Here is a 17,087-nt window from a genome sequence, read left to right as displayed (position 1 = left end):
TTATAACAATTATCCGAAAATAATTAATAGTATTTTTTGTAAATAAAAGTGAATATGTGGTATAAACTTATGTGTGATACTAGTTTATTGAGCAGCAAATATAAATATATGGAGCGCATATACATGTCATTTTAACATCTTCTATTTTCTCTTTTGTTTCCAAAAAAGTTATTGAATTTACCTAAAATGCCTAAATCAACAGTTTTACTCCAGTAGCCTTCACCATCTTTATCGATTAGTATCATAATATCCTCCATTCAGCTTTGTTCGTTGCATAAGAAAAAGTGACTCTTTCTTAATAAGAATCACTTCCATTATTATATAACTTGTCCCTCATTAATCCTCAATTTCAATTCCAGCTTGTTTAAATGGTTCTAATACTTTTGGGTAACACATTGAAATATATTCCACTGTTTTTAGATTTTTTAAATTTTGAAATCCTTCAACAGATATTACATCAAATAAACTGTCTTCACCATCCCAATCTGGCTTTAAAATATGATAAATTTCATTTCCTCCATCAAAGCAAAGGGATTCAATCTTTTCCAAATCACTTGTTTCCAAAATTAATTCTTCTAAAAAATCTCTAATTTCAACAATTGGTCCAGCTCCTGAATGCCATTCGAAATTATTCGTATACTTATCTATTAAGTCTTTCAATTCTTTTAGAAATAGTGGCTCTTTATCTAATAAAGCTTCAATTACTACTAATTTAAAATTAAAATCTTGAAACATTTCAGTCTTTCCCATTTTAAATTCCTCCAATGCTATAACATCCTTATCCAAATTATTACAAGTAAAACATATCCAATTGCAACTTCTTTATTTCTTTCAATATCACATTAAAAAGGGATATGCTTAATTGCATGTCCACAATCGAGAAAAGATACATTATACATATTTTCTTACTACTTATATTCTTTATATACTTACCTTCGCTTCTCTAGCATCCTGTTTCTTAATTAAGTCTAAGTAAAAATGCGAGACAGTTGTGTTGTAATAAGGGGAAATGAATATGAATGATAGATTAAATGTAAACAGGCCTATAAATGCAGTTAATAAAAACCAACCAATAAAAGATAACCAAAGAACAAATAACTTGAACTTATGTCCTTTCATTATTCTTTTACTCTCCCTTAATGCTTCACTTGCTGTATAATCCGGATTCTCTATTAAAATATAATATGCCATTGAATAAGAAAAATATTTAATAATACCTGGAACAATTAATAACAGACTCCATAAAAATAGAAAAATAGCCTGCAATACTCCTAATTTCATTGATCTAAACAAATTGTTCTTTCTAAACCCTACAAATACATCGTCCACCTTAGCATCTTCATTTTTACCTAAGCGTAAGGTGAAAACAGAATACCCATAATTAAAGATACCTTGTATGACACTGTAAATAAAAAAACAAATCAGTCCTATAAAAAAATAACTTAGAATAAGTAAAACTAGTGCTGTTGGATCTACTTGCAGCTGCCCACCAATTGAATAAATAAAGAAAACATCCAAACCAATTACCCCAATAAACAGGCCAAATATTAAATATATAAAACTAGCGATTGCTGATGCACTTAAAGTTGGTACAAAATAGTATAACGCCGATCCCCCTATACTTACTCCCCATTTCCCATCTAACGAATTAAGTGCTGCTTTCTTTAAATTTCTTATCAAACTTACATCCTCCCTTTTTCCATATTTTATCCAATAGAAATTTTACAATTAAAAGAACTTGTAGCAAGCCCCACTACAAGTTCTTTTAGCTAAACATTTTAGTTTATCCAAACAGAATATAATTTCTAAAATATGGTTTATTAAAATCATTATATAACATAATTGTGAATTTTTGTTGAATATTCTGTTTCTTTATATAATTACCCCCCACATTCTTCCTGATATTCATTTAGATGTAGTAACTCATGTAGCAATATACCTATCATTATCTTTTTCAATAAATCCCATCCTTTTGTTTTCCACAAAAAAAGACACAGAGATTTCTCCCCATGCCTACTAATTCCTTACCTCTTCACCGTATGCACATAATGCACCGTCTCAAAAGCTTTTAAATAATCGTTTCGTCCTTCAAAATAGAATGCATTTATATCTTCTGGTGATAAATGCTCATAAATAAGTAAACCCGCCTTCTCTAACAGTGCTTCCATTTCGGCGTAAGAATAACATGATTTCATCGGTTCTCCGCCTACTGCAGCCATTTTCACCATGTTTTCAACTCGGTTAGACAACCCTTTTTCCGTAAATAAGTTTTCATCTGGATAATCGAAAACGATAGAGCTCCCTTCTGGAACCATCGCAAATAGACATTCTATTAAACTAGAAAGTTCCTCTTTCGTTAAATAATACGACACACCTAAAAGGCTAAAGAAAGTCTTTTTATTTTCAAATCCTTCACTCCGTAACTGTTCATAGGAAAATCCTTTCGTAAAATCCATGGAAACAAAATGAAGGTGATTTGGAACTTCAAGTCCCGCTTCTTCTATTCTTTCCTTCTTAAACTGCTGCGTAGAAGGATGATCCACTTCAAATACTTCTATTTTATTTTCTAATTCTCGGTGTCTAAAACTGAATGTATCTAATCCCGCACCGAGTATAACGTATTGTTTCGCTCCCAGCGTAATCTCGTGTAGTAATACTCTTTCACAATATGCCGCACGCGCTAAAGGTGTTGGTGATAATTGAACTTGCGTAATCCACTTTAATATTTCTTTCGGATTATCTTGAAACTGCTCTGCAATGTCTGTATTGAAAAAATGTATTCCTTGAACCATGTTCGTTTCAATGTCGTTACGTTCTTTTGGAGAAATGAACTCTTTAGCTACATAATCATCAAAGATTTTCGGACTATCAAATTCACTATGATATGCCCTGCTGAAAGCTGATACTAACGACGTTACACTTGCTTCACCTTGTTTCACGCACATACACTCTCCTTCATTTTCACAACAAAAATAGGGTTCCCCTGGCCAGGAGAACCCTATTATACACTTTATTTTCACATTGGTAAATTATAGCATAAATAAGTTTTTTTGTCAAGTTTCCAGCCTACTATCACTTCGGCACTTTGTATATTCTCTGGCAGGAAAATATTCAATCTACATTGAATATTCCAGACTATAACAACACACATGGAGGCCAATATGAAACGATTCGTCATTATTACAGTAGGAAAAACGCACAGCGGAAAAACTACATTTGCAGAAGCTTTAGAAAAAGAGTTACCCCACTCTTTCGTTATGGATCAAGATAACCAAGCTGAATTTATTAATAAACATTATGAAAAATTACAACCAGCTGAAGGCGCTAATACATTTAAGCACGGTCTTTCTAAATTCATTGTTGATTATGCGAAAGAACATACAAATTTACACCTTATTATTAGTAACTCCAATCGCAGTAAAAATGGAAGGTTATATTTACTAAACGAATTATTTCCACAAAATGAATATGTACGCATACTCGTTCACTTTGAAATTCCAGATGATGTACTTTACGAAAGAGTGGCTCGAAGCACACGAAGTACGAATATTTTTAGAGGTAGTTATTCTAGTTTCAAAGAAGTACTCGATCGGCAACAAACTGAATCACTTCACGAAGATGTTGTAGATCCTATAGAAAACGAGGCTGATTATTTGTTTGTTATCCGCAATAATAAAGATGTAAACTTTACTATTGAAGAAATTGTTCATCTAGCTAAAGATTTGTTCCCTACTCCAAAATAAGAGACTATAAGAATTACATAATCATAGATTATTATGCAAATCCTTCCTCTAAGCACCTAACATAGTATATAATGATAAGATAATCTACTTCTATATGCTCATTTTTACACAAAACAGTTCATGCATATGAAAGAAAAGAGGTACAAAATATGAAAACAAAACAAACAATCGCTGCGTCTACACTAGCTTTAGCAATGATTGCTGGCGCAAACTCTGCTCATGCGGAAGTAACTGATTCTACTCCTCAGCAAAGTACGGGAGATCGATTAGCTGAAATTAAGCAACATAAACAAGAGTTAGATGCGAAATTGCAGCAACACAAAGAAAACGTGGATCAAACATTAAATGAACTTAACAAAGTTAAGGAAAATGTTGATACAAAAGTGAATGAATTACATGAACGCAAACAAGTTGCTGATGAAAAAATTAATGAGATTAAACAACATAAACAAGAATTAGATGCAAAACTTCAGCAAGACAAACAAATCGCCGAAGATAAAATCGCTGAAATAAAAGAGCATAAAAAACAAGTAGAAGATAAAGTTGCTGAAGTGAAAGAGCATAAGCAAAATATCGATAATAAGGTTAATGAGATTAAAGAACATAAACAAACTGTCGATGAAAAAGTGAATGAAATGAAGCAACATAAAGAGAACATCGATCAAAAGGTTAATGAACTTAAGGAAGTTAAAAAACAAGTAGATGAAAAATTAGCTGAGTTAAAGAAAGCAAAACAAACTGCTGAGGACAAACTTGCTGAGCTAAAAGAAAACAAGCCGAATACTGGTAAAACGTTAGAGGAACTTAAGAAAATTAAAGGCAATTTAGATAGCCTTTCTGCTAACTTAGAACTAGCGAAACAAGATGTAAAAAATAAACTAGCTGAATTACAAAAAGCTAGAGAAGATTTACTAAATAAAATTAACGAAATTAAACAAACGAAACAAACTGTTTCAGACGATTTAACAAAGAAAAAACAAGACTTAGATATTAAAATCAACGACTTTAAACATACTGAGAAAAAAATTGAGGACAAATTAGCTGAGGTACATACTACGAAGCAAAATGTAGATAACAAAATTAATGAAGTATCTCAATCAAAACAAGCAGAAACAAAGACTGGTACTACAAATGCAAACAATAACGCTAGAGAACTTCCTAACGCTGGTAGTGAGCAATCAAACAATATGGCTTTAGGTATGTTATCTGTATTAGGCGGCGTTTTATTAGTCACACGCAATAAAATTAAAACGTTATTCTCAAAATAAAGCCATTATACTTATTAGAAACAATTATACAAAGGCCAACCGCATGTACGGTTGGCCCTTTTTCTTTATATTAATTTTCCATCTCTTAGCGTCAATATACGATCACATACATCAAGCATTCTTTCATCATGTGTAATCATAATGGCTGCTTTTTGGCTCTCTTTCACTTCACGTTTCATCATTTCAACAACTTCACGTGCACGTTTTGAGTCTAAGCTTGCCGTTGGCTCATCTGCTAATATTAAATCTGGGTTGTTCATGAATGCACGAGCGATTGCTACCCTTTGTTTTTCCCCACCAGATAATTGATTTGGATAGTGATTTTTTCTTTCGCCTAACCCAAATGCCGCTAATAAATGATCCGTGCGCTTCTCTGAGTCTTGTTTGTTTTCTTTTTTAAGCTTTGCAATGTAAAGTAATTGTTCTTTTACATTTAAATATGGAACGAGATTTGCGAACTGGAAAATGAAGCCGATTTTTTTCAAACGAATATCTGTCATTTCCTTTTCCGATAACTTCGTAATATTTTGCTCACGAATGTAAATATCTCCTTTTGACGGTGATAATAAAGCACCCGCGATTGATAATAATGTACTTTTCCCTGATCCAGAAGGGCCAACAATTCCGATAAACTCTCCAGCTTTCACATCAAGCGACATCGGATGAAGGGCTGTTACTTCCGTATTCCCTTCTCCGTACACTTTACTTACTTTGTCTAATTTTAATAATGAAGTCATTACATCCCGCCTCCAATTGCTTCTAATGCATCAACTTTTAATACTTGGTATAACGAAATAAGTGTTCCTAAAATACTAATAACGATAAAGATTGCTGCATATTGTACAATCATCGGCGTTGTTAATAAGAATGGCATTCCCGCTGGTAAAATCTGTTCTAATCCTTGTACAAGAACAATACTGATTACCATCGCAACGACTGATAAGAATAACGCCTGTACGACTAAACTATTTGCTAAATACGAGTTCTTCGTACCAATTGCTTTTAATACGCCTAATTGCTGTGTTTTTTGTAGTGTAATAACGTAGAAGAATACACCGATTAATAACGCAGCGATAACAAGTAAGAACGCAATGATCATCGTTAATGTTCCTTGCTCTTCTTTAAATCCTGGAATGCTTTGCAGTACTTCTTTTTTGTCGATAACATGTGCATTTTTAATTTCTTTATCTGTATTCAGCGCAATTGCACTATAATCTTTTTGGTTTGGTTGTGAAATAGCGCCCCATACGTCTTCATTTACATAAACGACTGGTGTATGGCTAAACATTTGATCTTTCGTAAATCCAACGATTGTAAATTCTTTCTTTGAAACAGGGTCGATAATTGTATCTCCAATATCGATTCCTTTTTCTTTAATTGATTCATCAGCAACCATTTCATTGTTTGCTGTACCTAATTTCTCACCTTTTACAATGTTCGGTTCTAAAAATGAATCACGTTCACTTGAGAAAATCGCAACATCCACTTTTTTCGAACTATCTTTCTTTTCATACGTTGAAACTTTCACGCGAAACGGAACTGCCTCTTTCTCGCCTACTTGATTTACTACGTTATCTACATCGTCTTTCTTAATTTGTGAACGAAGTAATTTATTTTCCGCATCATCTGCTAAAACGAACTTATTTGCCTCCATATTTTGAATCGATGAAGCATTATCATATGATAATCCATTTGCTAATCCTGAAATCACAAGGACTAAAAATGATAATAACACCATAATCAATCCGATTAATCCGTATCTTAATTTTGATTGTTTTAATTCACGCAGAGCTAAAAACATTTCGCTCGCTCCTTCCTCTTTCTTTCTATGCACTTATCATAAAAAAGAAATATGAACGGAATATGAACAGAAGATTACAGAGAGCAAAACTTAATTTTCAGAAAGTATTGAAAATAATCAAAATCCTTGATACAATTCAGTCAAATAATCTTGACCGAGTAATTTCATTTAAGGAGTTGATCATTTTGAAGCCCATGTTCACACTTACTACTTATAGCCAACTAAAAGCAATGAGCGATCCACTACGTGTCGAAATGATGATGCGTCTATGCGAACGTCCTTATACAGGGCAACTACTATCTGAGAAATTCGGCATTCCAAGGGCTAAAATTCATTATCATTTAAAAGAATTAGAAAAGAATGGTTTTATAGAAATTGTATATACAGAAGAAAAGAATGGCATCGTTCAAAAGTTTTATCAATCTGTCGCTAGAGGCTTCACCCCTGCCGCAGACCTATTACCTCATTTAGAAATGGTAAGCGAATCCGGCCGCCAAATCTTTTTACAAATGACGGAAAGAACGAAAAGTCATATTCTTGCTGCACCCGAAGAAGCTTTTACATTAAGAAAAGAAAGTGAAGACCCGACTGAGTGGAATTACGTTTCATCTTGCTGGGAATTTGATGCTACCCCAGAACAATTTCAAGTATGGGTGAAAAAATTTCATGAATTGATGGCTGAATTAAATGAAATCGCCAAAGACGCGGATAAAGATCCAAATAGTAAATCTTATTATATTTCTACTACTGCACTTCAAATCGCTGAGAGAACAATGCAGCAATTTGTTAAAAAAGAAGAAAAATCGTAATACGATTTTTTTTACATAAAGTGAAACTTTAATCAGTGGGGGGGTCTTTATCCCCCACTGATTATTAGTTGAACCAATCGGACTTTTATGGGCAGCCCGCCCCCCCCTAACTTCTTTGCTTTCGCTGCATTTTGAGGTCGGGGTCTTACTGCCCATTAAAGTCGGATAAACGGTCAAATTTATTTTACCGAATAAATTTCTTATAAAGGAGTAGATTAAATGGACATATTGAAAAACCGGAATTTCCTCTTATTATTTTTAGGGAGAATTTTTACAAACATAGGAGATAGCTTGTACTACGTAGCAGCAATGTGGCTCGTATATAAGCTAAGTGGTAATCCTTTTTATTCTGGATTGGCTGGTTTCCTTACGTTACTACCTTCTGCATTACAATTTCTTACCGGCCCATTCGTTGATAGATGGCCAATTAAAAACACCCTCGTCATCACACAAGTTTTGCAATGCATTCTTATATTAATCATTCCTATTACACACTACTTCGACCTATTAACAGTCCAACTACTACTCATCATCATGCCCATCGTAGCCTTTATCGAACAATTCGCCTATCCCGCACAATCGAAAGCTTTACCACTTCTACTGCATAAAACACAATTATTAAAAGGAAATTCACTCTTTTCATTTGCATATCAAGGCATTGATTTAATTTGCACGACGCTTTCTGGCATATTAGTAGCACTATTTGGAGCAATCACTTTATATGTAATCGACTCTTTCACATTCGCGATTACTGCCCTTTTGTTCTTTTCATTAAAAATGCCACAGCAAACCGAAACGGGCACCTCACTTTCAACGAAACAATATTTCTCAGATTTAAAAGAAGGGTTTTCGATTGTCTTTCGTTCATTAATGGGCGTATTCTTAATTGGTTCCGTTGCCGCTAATTTTTCAATCGGTATGACGATGGCAATACTCCCTTCTTTCGCTGATTCTTTAGGCGGCGTGAAATCATATGGTTTCTTCTTAGCAGCTATATCCGCTGGCAGTTTAATTGGAGCACTATTCAGTTCATGGGTAGGCAAACGTAACGTTGGCCGTGTCTCTATTATGGGCTTTGCGACTGGTGCTATCTTTTGGTTTCTCTCTACGGTTGTACCGTTTCAATGGTTGTCTATTCTCTTATTTGGTCTAGCCTGGGTACCGATTGGTGCAACCAATATATTATTTGCGACAATTAGTCAAATTGTAATTCCAAATCAATATATTGGACGTATTAACTCAGTGATGCGAAGTATGGGCACAATTGCTATGCCGTTCGGTTCTTTAATTGGCGGATACACCGCAAATGTATTGAGTAGCCAAATCATTTTCGCGCTCGCTAGCATCGGGATTTTCTTCATTTCTCTCGTATGGTTACTTCACCCGAAATTACGAGCATTGCCGAAAGCTGATGAGATTACAGCGGATACTTTTGGGGTGCAGTTTAAGGAAGAGCACGGGAAAGGTGCGGCTTTATAGCAAAAATGAGAGTACGTGAATTTTATATCGGCGATTTTTCAATTATATCAGCGCAACTCGAATTATATCAGCGATTTTTCAATTATATCGACTTACCAACAAAAAACGACAAAAAGAAGAGGCCGTTTCCAAACAGCCTCTTCCATCTATTTAGGAAGTTCCACCCGAACAGTCGTCCCTTCCCCTTTCGTGCTATATACCGAAACGGTCCCTTTATGCAGTTCCACAATCTTCTGCACAATCGACAATCCTAAACCGCTACCTTCTACGTTTCTTGCTCTTGCTGTATCTACTTTGTAGAAGCGATCAAAAATACGATCCATTTCTTCTTTTTCCATGCCGATTCCGTTATCGGATATAGAGATTATAACGCTAGACTCTAACTCTTCGACGAAAAACTCAATAGTCCCACCATCATTTGAAAACTTAATACTATTCGTGAAAATGTTACTCCATATTTGATGAAGTAAGTTTTCATCGCCTTTTATGACGATATCCGGCACATCAAATTCAACGGCGATATCTTTTTCACGCCATTTCCATTCAAGCATAAAAATGACGTCTTTAATTTGCTTTTGTAAATTGAATTCTTTTATTTGTAACACTTTCTCTTCTTTATCTAATGAAGCTAGTGTAAGTAACTGTTTACATAAACTAGACATTCGCTTACTTTCGCCCTCAATAATTTGTAAGTAATGATTTCTTTCTTCTTCACTCATTTTTTCTGTTTGCAATGTTTTTGAAAAACCTTGTATAGAAGATAGCGGCGACTGGAATTCATGTGAAACGTTCGAAACAAATTCTTGTCTCATTTCATCTAATTCTTTTATACTTTTCGTCATCTTTTGGAAGCTTGTAGATAACGTTCCTATTTCATCTTTTCGTTTTACATCTAATTCGATTTCATATTCACCACTCGCAATTTTTTGCGTAGCCTTCGTAAATTTACGAATCGGACGAACGATGTAACCTGCTGCAATCGCTATAAAGATAATACTTAATAGTACGATAAACCCAAGTAATACCGCTAAGAAAATTCGCATTTCGCCAAATTGGTTCTGAATGTCAGGACGAATAAATAAAGCGTACTGTTTATCACCGTGTTTTACCGGGACACCGACACTATTTATTAATTCATTATCGAAAAAACCGGTAATAAATAGGCGAGTCGGATATGTAGAAACACCATTAAACGTTTCACCTTGCAATACTTTATGAACGGTATCATCACTAATAGACGTCTTACGAAACGCATTGCCGATACGCTTTCCATTCTTTTGATCATCGACAATATAAATCTCATACCCTAACTTCGCAATAGATTGTAAGTACGCCTCTTGATTTTCTTCACTTTGTTTTTCATATAACGATTTAACTTCTTCCGCATACTTTAAAATCTTTTCACTATTATACGGTTTTAACTTCACTTGATAATATACGTTTGTTAATAAAAAGCCGATAATACTACTAAGTAGCATAATACCGACTGTCATAAAAACAAATCTAGAATATAGTGATTTCATCTTATTTCAGCTCCAACTTATAACCGAGTCCGCGCACTGTCGTAATTTGAAAATCATCCGTTCGTTTTGAGAAACGATCTCTTAGTCGCTTCACATGAACATCAACTGTCCGTTCATCCCCTTCAAAATCCATTCCCCATACTAGTTCAATTAACTCTTCTCTTGAAAATGTTCTCCCAGGATAACTAGCTAGTTGTGATAATAATTCAAATTCCTTTAATGGAAGTAAAATCGTCTGCCCGTTACACTTCACTTCAACACCTTTACGATCAATTGTCGTTCCGTGGAGTGTAATTATGTCAGCACTTAGCATTTGATAACGTCGTAATAAAGCTTTCATACGGAAAATGACTTCAGCTGGTTCAAATGGTTTTACGATATAATCGTCCGTACCAGAAATGAATCCTTTTTCCTTATCGACTAACTGCCCCTTTGCTGTTAATAAAATAACAGGAATATCATGATACTTCCGAATTTCTTCACATAACGTATAGCCATCAACGAACGGCATCATAATGTCCACGATCGCAAGATGAATATTTTCCTTCTCTAATACTTCTTGCGCTACCTTTCCGTCTTCCGCTTCAAAAACTTTAAACCCCTCTTTTTGTAAATGGTAATGCAATAACTCTCTAATATGCTTATCATCATCAGCTAATAAAATATGTATCATCTTCATTAAACCCTCTCTCGTTCATCCTTCTACATCACTACATTAAGAAACAATTGGTTTTTTTGCAAGAAAAAGAAAAGGATTCCTTAGAAGATACGTTTCTTATCATTGTGGTCAGCTGCTTTATTTTTCTTATAATTTGATGATGTACTCTGGTGTACGAATAAGTGATCGATTACTTTTTTAGTAAGTGGCATAAAGAAATTCAGTAATAGCCCACCTAAACAAACAGTTAATATAGTTCCAACACCAATTGGTCCATGTAAAATCGTTGCCATTATTAAGAATATAAGATAAATAAATGTTCGTGATATAAAGATATTCGTTCTCGTTAATTCTTGTATGATTAAAGTTAATCGGTCAATTGGAATGGGAGCAAAATTTGTCTGTAAATATATTGCAGTTCCTAATCCTGTAATAACTAATCCGATTCCAAAATAAATCATTTTACTGTACCATATTTCAGGTGTAATTAAATTGCGTAATAAAAATAGCCACACATCAATACCAATGCCCGTTATGAATGCTGTTAACAACCCTAGTACTTCTGGTCTTTGTCTTTTTAATATCGAATTACAACATATTAATAATAAAGCTATTATTATTTCCCAGCTTCCCACAGTAAGCCCCACATTTAAAGAAAGTCCTACTAAAAGTGCATCAAAAGGTGAAGTACCAAGATCTGATTGTATTGTGAAAGAAATACCAAGGGTTAATATTAAAATTCCTAATACATAAAAAACATACTTCATTTTAATCAGCCTCTTCATCGTCATTTTTGTTGCATTTACAATAAAAATATTTTATATTAAATGTAACTTCAAATTGTTGCATTTGCAATAAAAAAAGAAAGATGAGGAGTTCATTATGAAAGAAATTCTTCGTGAAATTGGCATGATTGCAAGGGCATTAGATTCTATTAGTAATATAGAATTCAAAGAATATGAGCTTACAAAAGGTCAGTATTTGTACCTTGTGCGAATATGTGAAAACCCAGGAATCATTCAAGAAAAGCTATCTGAGATGATAAAAGTAGATCGTACAACCGCAGCCCGTGCCATCAAAAAGCTTGAAATCAATGGATTTATCGAAAAGAAAGAAGATGTATCTAACAAAAAAATCAAAAAACTTTTTCCAACAGAAAAAGGAAAAAATGTCTATCCTTTTATTAAGAGAGAAAATGATTATTCCAATACTGTTGCTTTAGAGGGATTTTCGGAAACAGAAGCGGAAACTATTTCTAATCTTCTTCAAAGAGTAAGAAAAAATATAGAAAAAGATTGGGAATTTGTAAAAAAAGGAAACAAGAGAAATTATTGATTATATAAAGGAGCGAACTATTTAAATGACTACACATATAGAAAAGTGCACCCTTGAAGATATACAAAAACTTCAAGAAATTAGTTATGAAACATTTAATGAGACTTTTAAACATCAGAATTCACCCGAAAATATGCATCATTATTTGGAAAAGGCATTTAACTTAAAGCAATTAGAAAAAGAATTATCCAATATCTCTTCTCAATTCTTTTTTGTCTACTTCAACGATGCCATTGCTGGGTATCTGAAGATCAATACTGATGATGCTCAGTCTGAAGAAATGGGCGATGAATCACTTGAAGTCGAGAGAATTTATATAAAGAGCTCCTTTCAAAAACATGGTCTTGGCAAATATCTACTAAATAACGCTATGGAAATTGCAATAGCAAATAATAAAAAGAATATTTGGCTAGGCGTATGGGAGAAAAATGAAAATGCTATTGCTTTTTATAAAAAATTAGGGTTTGTACAAGCTGGCTCTCACTCCTTTTATATGGGAGATGACGAACAAGTTGACCTTATAATGATTAAAACACTCATATAACTTTTTTGAGAGGTGGGCTACTATGTATATTCCAAAATATTTTAAAGTCACAAATGTTGATGAAATTTGGGAGTTTGTTCAAAAAAACTCTTTTGGAACAATCGTCACAACCAAAAAAGAGAAACCAATCGCAACTCATTTACCTTTTGGATTAACTAGACAAGGTGATGATTATTTTATTACTGGACATATGGCTTATGGGAACCCCCAGTGGAGAACATTTGAAACCTGTGAGGATGTTCTTGTAATGTTTCAGGGACCGCACTCTTATATCTCTTCTTCTTGGTATGAAAATGAAGAAGTTCCAACATGGAATTATCAAGCTGTCCATATATATGGTAAAGCAAGTATTTTAAATAAAGAGGAATTAATAGATGAATTAACAACAATGCTGAAAAAATATGAAGAGCATCGTGAAAATCCAGTATTATGGGATAAACTTTCCCCTACTCTCTTAGAAAATGAACTGAAAGGTATAGTTGGATTTAAGATTAAGGTGGGAGACATCCAGGCTGCATATAAATTAAGCCAAAATCGAAATGAGACGGATTATATTAACATTATTGAGAAATTGTACGATGAAGAAAATCCAGATGCAAAACAAATGGCGGAACTCATGGGGAGTAGATTAAAAAATCACATATAATCCATTGTTATTCAACTCTCACATTTCAAAATTAAAGAACAGACTGGAACGTTCTATAGGCAGTTTTCTTTAAAATGTAAAAGTTCGAACTGAAAGTGAATGGTGTTTAATAAAAAAGAATCTATTTTGAAAAAAGATGATTCAAAATAGATTCTCACGTTTTAGTATTAAGATTATTTTAATGAAAAACAATTTTTAAGCCTTCGAAATATCAACAAATCCTTCTCCAAATACGTCACGAACATCATGTATAGCAATGAACGCAGCCGGATCTGTAGTTTGAACAATTCGCTTTAGCTTCACTACTTCTTGCTTATTAATAACAACATAAAGAATGTCCTTCGGCGTTTTCGTGTAATAACCATGACCTGAATACACAGTAACCCCTCTGCCCATTAACGAAGTCACCTTCCCGGCAATTTCATCCGGATTATCGGAAATAATCGTAATGGCCTTTTTCGGATTTAATCCTTCAATTACAAATTCCATTACTTTCGTTCCTACATATAACATAATAATTGTCAGCATCAGTTTTTCTGCACCAATGATGAAATAAGATGAAAACGCAACGATTAAATCGAAGAACAGTAGACCATAGCTAATGCTCCATCCTAAATATTTATGCGTCATCCGTGCTAAGATGGTAGTACCTGCTGTCGTTCCACCAACGCGAATAATAAGACCAATCCCGCACCCGATAAATATTCCACCAAAAATAGCATTTACGAGCATTTCATCAGAAGCAATCGTCCATCCTTCTGTTAAATGAAGAAATAGCGAGTTCGTAACTACAGCGATAATCGTATAAATCGTTGTGATTTTATTTAAAAATTTATAACCGACTATTAACAAAATCGCATTTAAAATTAAATTGACTAAACCTGGTGACCACTCAAATAAGTAGTACGTAATAATCGTGATACCTGTTACTCCGCCCTCACCAAACTCATTCGGAATAACAAATAAATTGACACCTAAAGCAAAAAGGAATGCACCAATAATAATAAAAATAATGTCTGTCGTTCTTTTTTTCATATAGTACCTCACTTCTTATGCAAATATTTCTTCAGATATAAACTCTCACCATTATATCGTGGAATATTCAAATCGAACAGTGGTTTATTTTTATTTTCATATAGGATGATAAATCAACTTTATCCTATATCTACATGTAATTTAAAAAGGGTAACAACTGTATTTATTATGTACTACAAGTAAAGTTTTGATTTCATATGCTATTTACGCTGAAAAGTGAATAGGAACACTCTCAATCGCACAAACTTCGAATACAAAACAAATAGGCGAAGCTATAGGATAGGCTTCGCATCAAGCGTGTGCTCACAGAGGTTTATATTCATAAATTTACTTATCTTTCTCCATATATTCTTTAATCTTTCGTTCTTCCCACTCTTTTCCGAATATCCCAAATGGAAAAGTTGTTAGACCATGTATAACGATACCGATCCCCCAACCTCCAAGTGGATATAAAAACCATAATTTACTTGAATCAGAGCTTATATTTATGAAAAAAAGCATTAAGTTCACTAGTATATAGACCGTTAAATGAATGTAAAACGCTTTTAAGTTCTCCACCCTTTTTTTAGCTCGTAAATAATTCTCATCTCGCTCCATATGTAAACACCTCTTTCATCATTGTATTTTTTAAATTCGCTCCGATTTAAACATCATATTCTAGTCAGGAATCCCTTATTCTCAAAAAATACAAAACAAAAAAGTACCTAGCAAATAGTCATGTGTATGACCATTTGCTAGGTACTGCATAATCCGTTTATTATTTACAGGAGTCTAATTAAGACCAAATCCAAACATCATCATTATTCACAGCGTTGTTCTTTACCTCATAAACCTTTTCGATATGATCCGTTGTGTTCCAATTAATAGAACTGCCACCCCAGCCTACATACCTCATATCAATTTTCACTTTCTCACCCGCTTTAAACACTTGCCCCTTTGTCAAGAAAACATCAATAATAACTTTCTTCCCGTTTAGCGATGGATACTCAACTACGACATATTTAGTAGCACCGTCTCCCTCATCTTTCATCGTTCCTACTTTTGATACTTCTCCAATTACATAATCAGGTGAGCCATCTTCTTTCATGTGCATGCCTAACTTGTTTGTTGTATTTTCAATTGCAGTTGCAACCATATATTCTGTAAAATTACGCATCATAGATCCAGTAGCTTTTACTTCATCTCCTACTTTCACATTTGAAAATGAATCTATATATACACTAACAGGTTCTTCGTATTGCTTAGATTTAACAACAATTACACCGTTATCTACTTCTACTACTCGTCCTTCTAATGTTGAGAAATTAGATTCTATAGAAGCTGCACTCGCTTTTGTTACTTCTAGTCCTGGTACATTCGTTCCTGATAATGCTGCGATTCCTAAAGCACCTGCTAAAATTATTTTTTTCATACCCATTATGAAACATCTCCATTCATGATGATTTTATTTTTGATTGGATACGACCAACCTGTAACTATTATAGTTACAGGTCGTGTGAAATAGCAACCCTCTTTCTTATGCAATGTTGCATACTGTAATTTTTAAATATACAGCAAGAGGAATAAATTCTCGAATTATAATAGTTAATTCAAAGCTAAAATAACCTTATGGGCACGGTATAAAGAAATTAAGAACTACTTTCGATCCTAAGGTTAACCAATAGCTTTATAAAAACTCAATCAAATTCTATTCAACTAGTTGAAAACTGAACCATGTCGAATTTTATTTTCATAAAATTCAAATTCTAAGGAGGTTTTACAAAATATTACACAGAATTATTCGTATATCGTAATATAATTGGTAATTTTTTACGATTCATTTCATTTTATCTACCACGTTTAGACAAAATGAAAAAACATAACAAAAGGAGAGATATAGATTGAAAAGAAAAATTAGTACAGCTGTTGTAGGGTTATCAGTGTTTAGCTTTGGTCTTTTTGGTGTAAATATTGGGGATGGCGGCGTTGTAAAAGCTGAGCACGGTGAAACTTTTGCTCCGAAATTAGAAAGCCATGGAGACCACGGCGGGGCTCCTGCTTATGATCATGGAAGACCTCCTATTTCATCATATAATAAAGGGGATACCTGGGCTCCGAAACAAGAGACACATGCTGATTTAAGCTCGAAATTGGATTCACATGCTGATACTTGGGCTCCTGCTTTCAATATTGGCGATACTCCTGCTCCGAAACTTGAGGGGCACGAACATTTCCCTGCTCCAAAACTAGAAGCTCACGGTGAAACT

At 33.9% G+C, this 17,087-nt stretch carries 19 protein-coding genes; 8 read left to right on the top strand and 11 right to left on the bottom strand.

Going from position 1 to position 17,087, the window contains the following annotated elements; translation table 11 throughout:
• Positions 1-336: 336 nt before the first annotated feature.
• The 3 genes from MR079_RS20570 to MR079_RS20560 form a co-directional block, all read right to left on the bottom strand.
• Positions 337-750 carry a DUF6892 domain-containing protein gene (locus tag MR079_RS20570; protein WP_242294525.1) on the bottom strand — a complete coding sequence of 138 codons (414 nt, stop codon included), beginning with the start codon at positions 748-750 and terminating at the stop codon, positions 337-339.
• Positions 751-921: 171 nt separating this feature from the next.
• Positions 922-1,680, bottom strand: coding sequence for a DUF975 family protein (locus MR079_RS20565; RefSeq protein ID WP_242294524.1), 759 nt, complete (start codon positions 1,678-1,680; stop codon positions 922-924).
• 344 nt (positions 1,681-2,024) lie between these two features.
• Positions 2,025-2,945: a class I SAM-dependent methyltransferase gene (locus MR079_RS20560; RefSeq protein ID WP_242294523.1), complete on the bottom strand. Its 921-nt coding sequence runs from the start codon at positions 2,943-2,945 to the stop codon at positions 2,025-2,027.
• Positions 2,946-3,149: 204 nt separating this feature from the next.
• Here MR079_RS20560 and MR079_RS20555 point away from each other — a divergent pair, with 204 nt between their 5' ends.
• Positions 3,150-3,743, top strand: a complete 594-nt coding sequence (locus tag MR079_RS20555; protein ID WP_242294522.1) for an ATP-binding protein — start codon at positions 3,150-3,152, stop codon at positions 3,741-3,743.
• A 149-nt stretch (positions 3,744-3,892) separates the two neighbouring features.
• Positions 3,893-5,011, top strand: coding sequence for an LPXTG cell wall anchor domain-containing protein (locus tag MR079_RS20550; protein ID WP_242294521.1), 1,119 nt, complete (start codon positions 3,893-3,895; stop codon positions 5,009-5,011).
• 65 nt (positions 5,012-5,076) lie between these two features.
• Here MR079_RS20550 and MR079_RS20545 read toward each other — a convergent pair whose 3' ends face one another.
• Both MR079_RS20545 and MR079_RS20540 read right to left on the bottom strand, forming a co-directional pair.
• Positions 5,077-5,748 (bottom strand): ABC transporter ATP-binding protein, encoded by a 672-nt coding sequence (locus tag MR079_RS20545; RefSeq protein ID WP_242294520.1) that lies wholly within the window; start codon positions 5,746-5,748, stop codon positions 5,077-5,079.
• Positions 5,748-6,812, bottom strand: coding sequence for an ABC transporter permease (locus tag MR079_RS20540; protein WP_139866094.1), 1,065 nt, complete (start codon positions 6,810-6,812; stop codon positions 5,748-5,750). The genes MR079_RS20545 and MR079_RS20540 overlap by 1 nt, the downstream gene beginning before the upstream one ends.
• A 185-nt stretch (positions 6,813-6,997) precedes the next feature.
• Between MR079_RS20540 and MR079_RS20535 the strand changes: the two genes are divergently transcribed.
• Together MR079_RS20535 and MR079_RS20530 are read left to right on the top strand one after the other, a co-directional pair.
• Positions 6,998-7,621, top strand: coding sequence for an ArsR/SmtB family transcription factor (locus tag MR079_RS20535; RefSeq protein WP_139866095.1), 624 nt, complete (start codon positions 6,998-7,000; stop codon positions 7,619-7,621).
• A gap of 219 nt (positions 7,622-7,840) precedes the next feature.
• The gene (locus MR079_RS20530) at positions 7,841-9,100 is read left to right on the top strand and encodes an MFS transporter (RefSeq protein ID WP_139866096.1); all 1,260 of its coding nucleotides are present in this window, start codon (positions 7,841-7,843) and stop codon (positions 9,098-9,100) included.
• 146 nt (positions 9,101-9,246) lie between these two features.
• Here the strand turns inward: MR079_RS20530 and MR079_RS20525 are convergent, their stop codons facing one another.
• From MR079_RS20525 to MR079_RS20515, 3 genes are all read right to left on the bottom strand, one after another.
• A complete protein-coding gene (locus MR079_RS20525) occupies positions 9,247-10,623 on the bottom strand; it encodes a sensor histidine kinase (RefSeq protein WP_139866097.1) in 1,377 nt (458 codons plus the stop codon).
• A gap of 1 nt (position 10,624) precedes the next feature.
• A complete protein-coding gene (locus tag MR079_RS20520) occupies positions 10,625-11,302 on the bottom strand; it encodes a response regulator transcription factor (RefSeq protein ID WP_016717989.1) in 678 nt (225 codons plus the stop codon).
• Between the two features lie 80 nt (positions 11,303-11,382).
• Positions 11,383-12,048 carry a YczE/YyaS/YitT family protein gene (locus tag MR079_RS20515; protein ID WP_139866098.1) on the bottom strand — a complete coding sequence of 222 codons (666 nt, stop codon included), beginning with the start codon at positions 12,046-12,048 and terminating at the stop codon, positions 11,383-11,385.
• Positions 12,049-12,163: 115 nt separating this feature from the next.
• On the opposite strand from MR079_RS20515, the gene MR079_RS20510 reads away from it, so the two are divergent.
• The 3 genes from MR079_RS20510 to paiB are packed head-to-tail and all read left to right on the top strand — an operon-like array spanning position 12,164 to position 13,806.
• Positions 12,164-12,616, top strand: a complete 453-nt coding sequence (locus MR079_RS20510) for a MarR family winged helix-turn-helix transcriptional regulator (RefSeq protein WP_139866099.1) — start codon at positions 12,164-12,166, stop codon at positions 12,614-12,616.
• A gap of 25 nt (positions 12,617-12,641) precedes the next feature.
• Positions 12,642-13,160 (top strand): spermidine/spermine N(1)-acetyltransferase, encoded by a 519-nt coding sequence (gene paiA / locus MR079_RS20505; RefSeq protein WP_139866100.1) that lies wholly within the window; start codon positions 12,642-12,644, stop codon positions 13,158-13,160.
• Positions 13,161-13,182: 22 nt separating this feature from the next.
• Positions 13,183-13,806, top strand: a complete 624-nt coding sequence (gene paiB, locus MR079_RS20500; protein WP_242294519.1) for a protease synthase/sporulation negative transcriptional regulator PaiB — start codon at positions 13,183-13,185, stop codon at positions 13,804-13,806.
• Positions 13,807-14,001: 195 nt separating this feature from the next.
• Here paiB and MR079_RS20495 read toward each other — a convergent pair whose 3' ends face one another.
• From MR079_RS20495 to MR079_RS20485, 3 genes are all read right to left on the bottom strand, one after another.
• Entirely contained in the window at positions 14,002-14,841 is an 840-nt protein-coding gene (locus MR079_RS20495) for a YitT family protein (protein WP_016717994.1), read from the bottom strand.
• A gap of 327 nt (positions 14,842-15,168) precedes the next feature.
• A complete protein-coding gene (locus tag MR079_RS20490) occupies positions 15,169-15,438 on the bottom strand; it encodes a 2TM domain-containing protein (protein ID WP_000438994.1) in 270 nt (89 codons plus the stop codon).
• Positions 15,439-15,616: 178 nt separating this feature from the next.
• Positions 15,617-16,258 (bottom strand): hypothetical protein, encoded by a 642-nt coding sequence (locus MR079_RS20485; protein ID WP_242294518.1) that lies wholly within the window; start codon positions 16,256-16,258, stop codon positions 15,617-15,619.
• Between the two features lie 463 nt (positions 16,259-16,721).
• On the opposite strand from MR079_RS20485, the gene MR079_RS20480 reads away from it, so the two are divergent.
• Positions 16,722-17,087: hypothetical protein (locus MR079_RS20480; protein WP_242294517.1), on the top strand; the 366-nt coding region annotated here is incomplete at its 3' end.

This window comes from Bacillus cereus group sp. BfR-BA-01381 (genome assembly GCF_022663555.1).
Lineage (GTDB): Bacteria > Bacillota > Bacilli > Bacillales > Bacillaceae_G > Bacillus_A > Bacillus_A pacificus.
The sequence above is the reverse complement of the archived record's forward strand: the minus strand, read 5'-3'. Positions and strand labels throughout refer to the sequence as shown.

Coding starts and splice junctions, on each gene's coding strand:
- paiB (WP_242294519.1), top strand. CDS start 13,183: ATGTATATTCCAAAATATTTTAAAGTCACAAATGTTGATGAAATTTGG.
- MR079_RS20520 (WP_016717989.1), bottom strand. CDS start 11,302: ATGAAGATGATACATATTTTATTAGCTGATGATGATAAGCATATTAGA.
- MR079_RS20525 (WP_139866097.1), bottom strand. CDS start 10,623: ATGAAATCACTATATTCTAGATTTGTTTTTATGACAGTCGGTATTATG.
- MR079_RS20550 (WP_242294521.1), top strand. CDS start 3,893: ATGAAAACAAAACAAACAATCGCTGCGTCTACACTAGCTTTAGCAATG.
- MR079_RS20530 (WP_139866096.1), top strand. CDS start 7,841: ATGGACATATTGAAAAACCGGAATTTCCTCTTATTATTTTTAGGGAGA.
- MR079_RS20540 (WP_139866094.1), bottom strand. CDS start 6,812: ATGTTTTTAGCTCTGCGTGAATTAAAACAATCAAAATTAAGATACGGA.
- MR079_RS20495 (WP_016717994.1), bottom strand. CDS start 14,841: ATGAAAAAAAGAACGACAGACATTATTTTTATTATTATTGGTGCATTC.
- MR079_RS20485 (WP_242294518.1), bottom strand. CDS start 16,258: ATGGGTATGAAAAAAATAATTTTAGCAGGTGCTTTAGGAATCGCAGCA.
- MR079_RS20515 (WP_139866098.1), bottom strand. CDS start 12,048: ATGAAGTATGTTTTTTATGTATTAGGAATTTTAATATTAACCCTTGGT.
- MR079_RS20555 (WP_242294522.1), top strand. CDS start 3,150: ATGGAGGCCAATATGAAACGATTCGTCATTATTACAGTAGGAAAAACG.
- paiA (WP_139866100.1), top strand. CDS start 12,642: ATGACTACACATATAGAAAAGTGCACCCTTGAAGATATACAAAAACTT.
- MR079_RS20510 (WP_139866099.1), top strand. CDS start 12,164: ATGAAAGAAATTCTTCGTGAAATTGGCATGATTGCAAGGGCATTAGAT.
- MR079_RS20570 (WP_242294525.1), bottom strand. CDS start 750: ATGGGAAAGACTGAAATGTTTCAAGATTTTAATTTTAAATTAGTAGTA.
- MR079_RS20560 (WP_242294523.1), bottom strand. CDS start 2,945: ATGTGCGTGAAACAAGGTGAAGCAAGTGTAACGTCGTTAGTATCAGCT.
- MR079_RS20490 (WP_000438994.1), bottom strand. CDS start 15,438: ATGGAGCGAGATGAGAATTATTTACGAGCTAAAAAAAGGGTGGAGAAC.
- MR079_RS20545 (WP_242294520.1), bottom strand. CDS start 5,748: ATGACTTCATTATTAAAATTAGACAAAGTAAGTAAAGTGTACGGAGAA.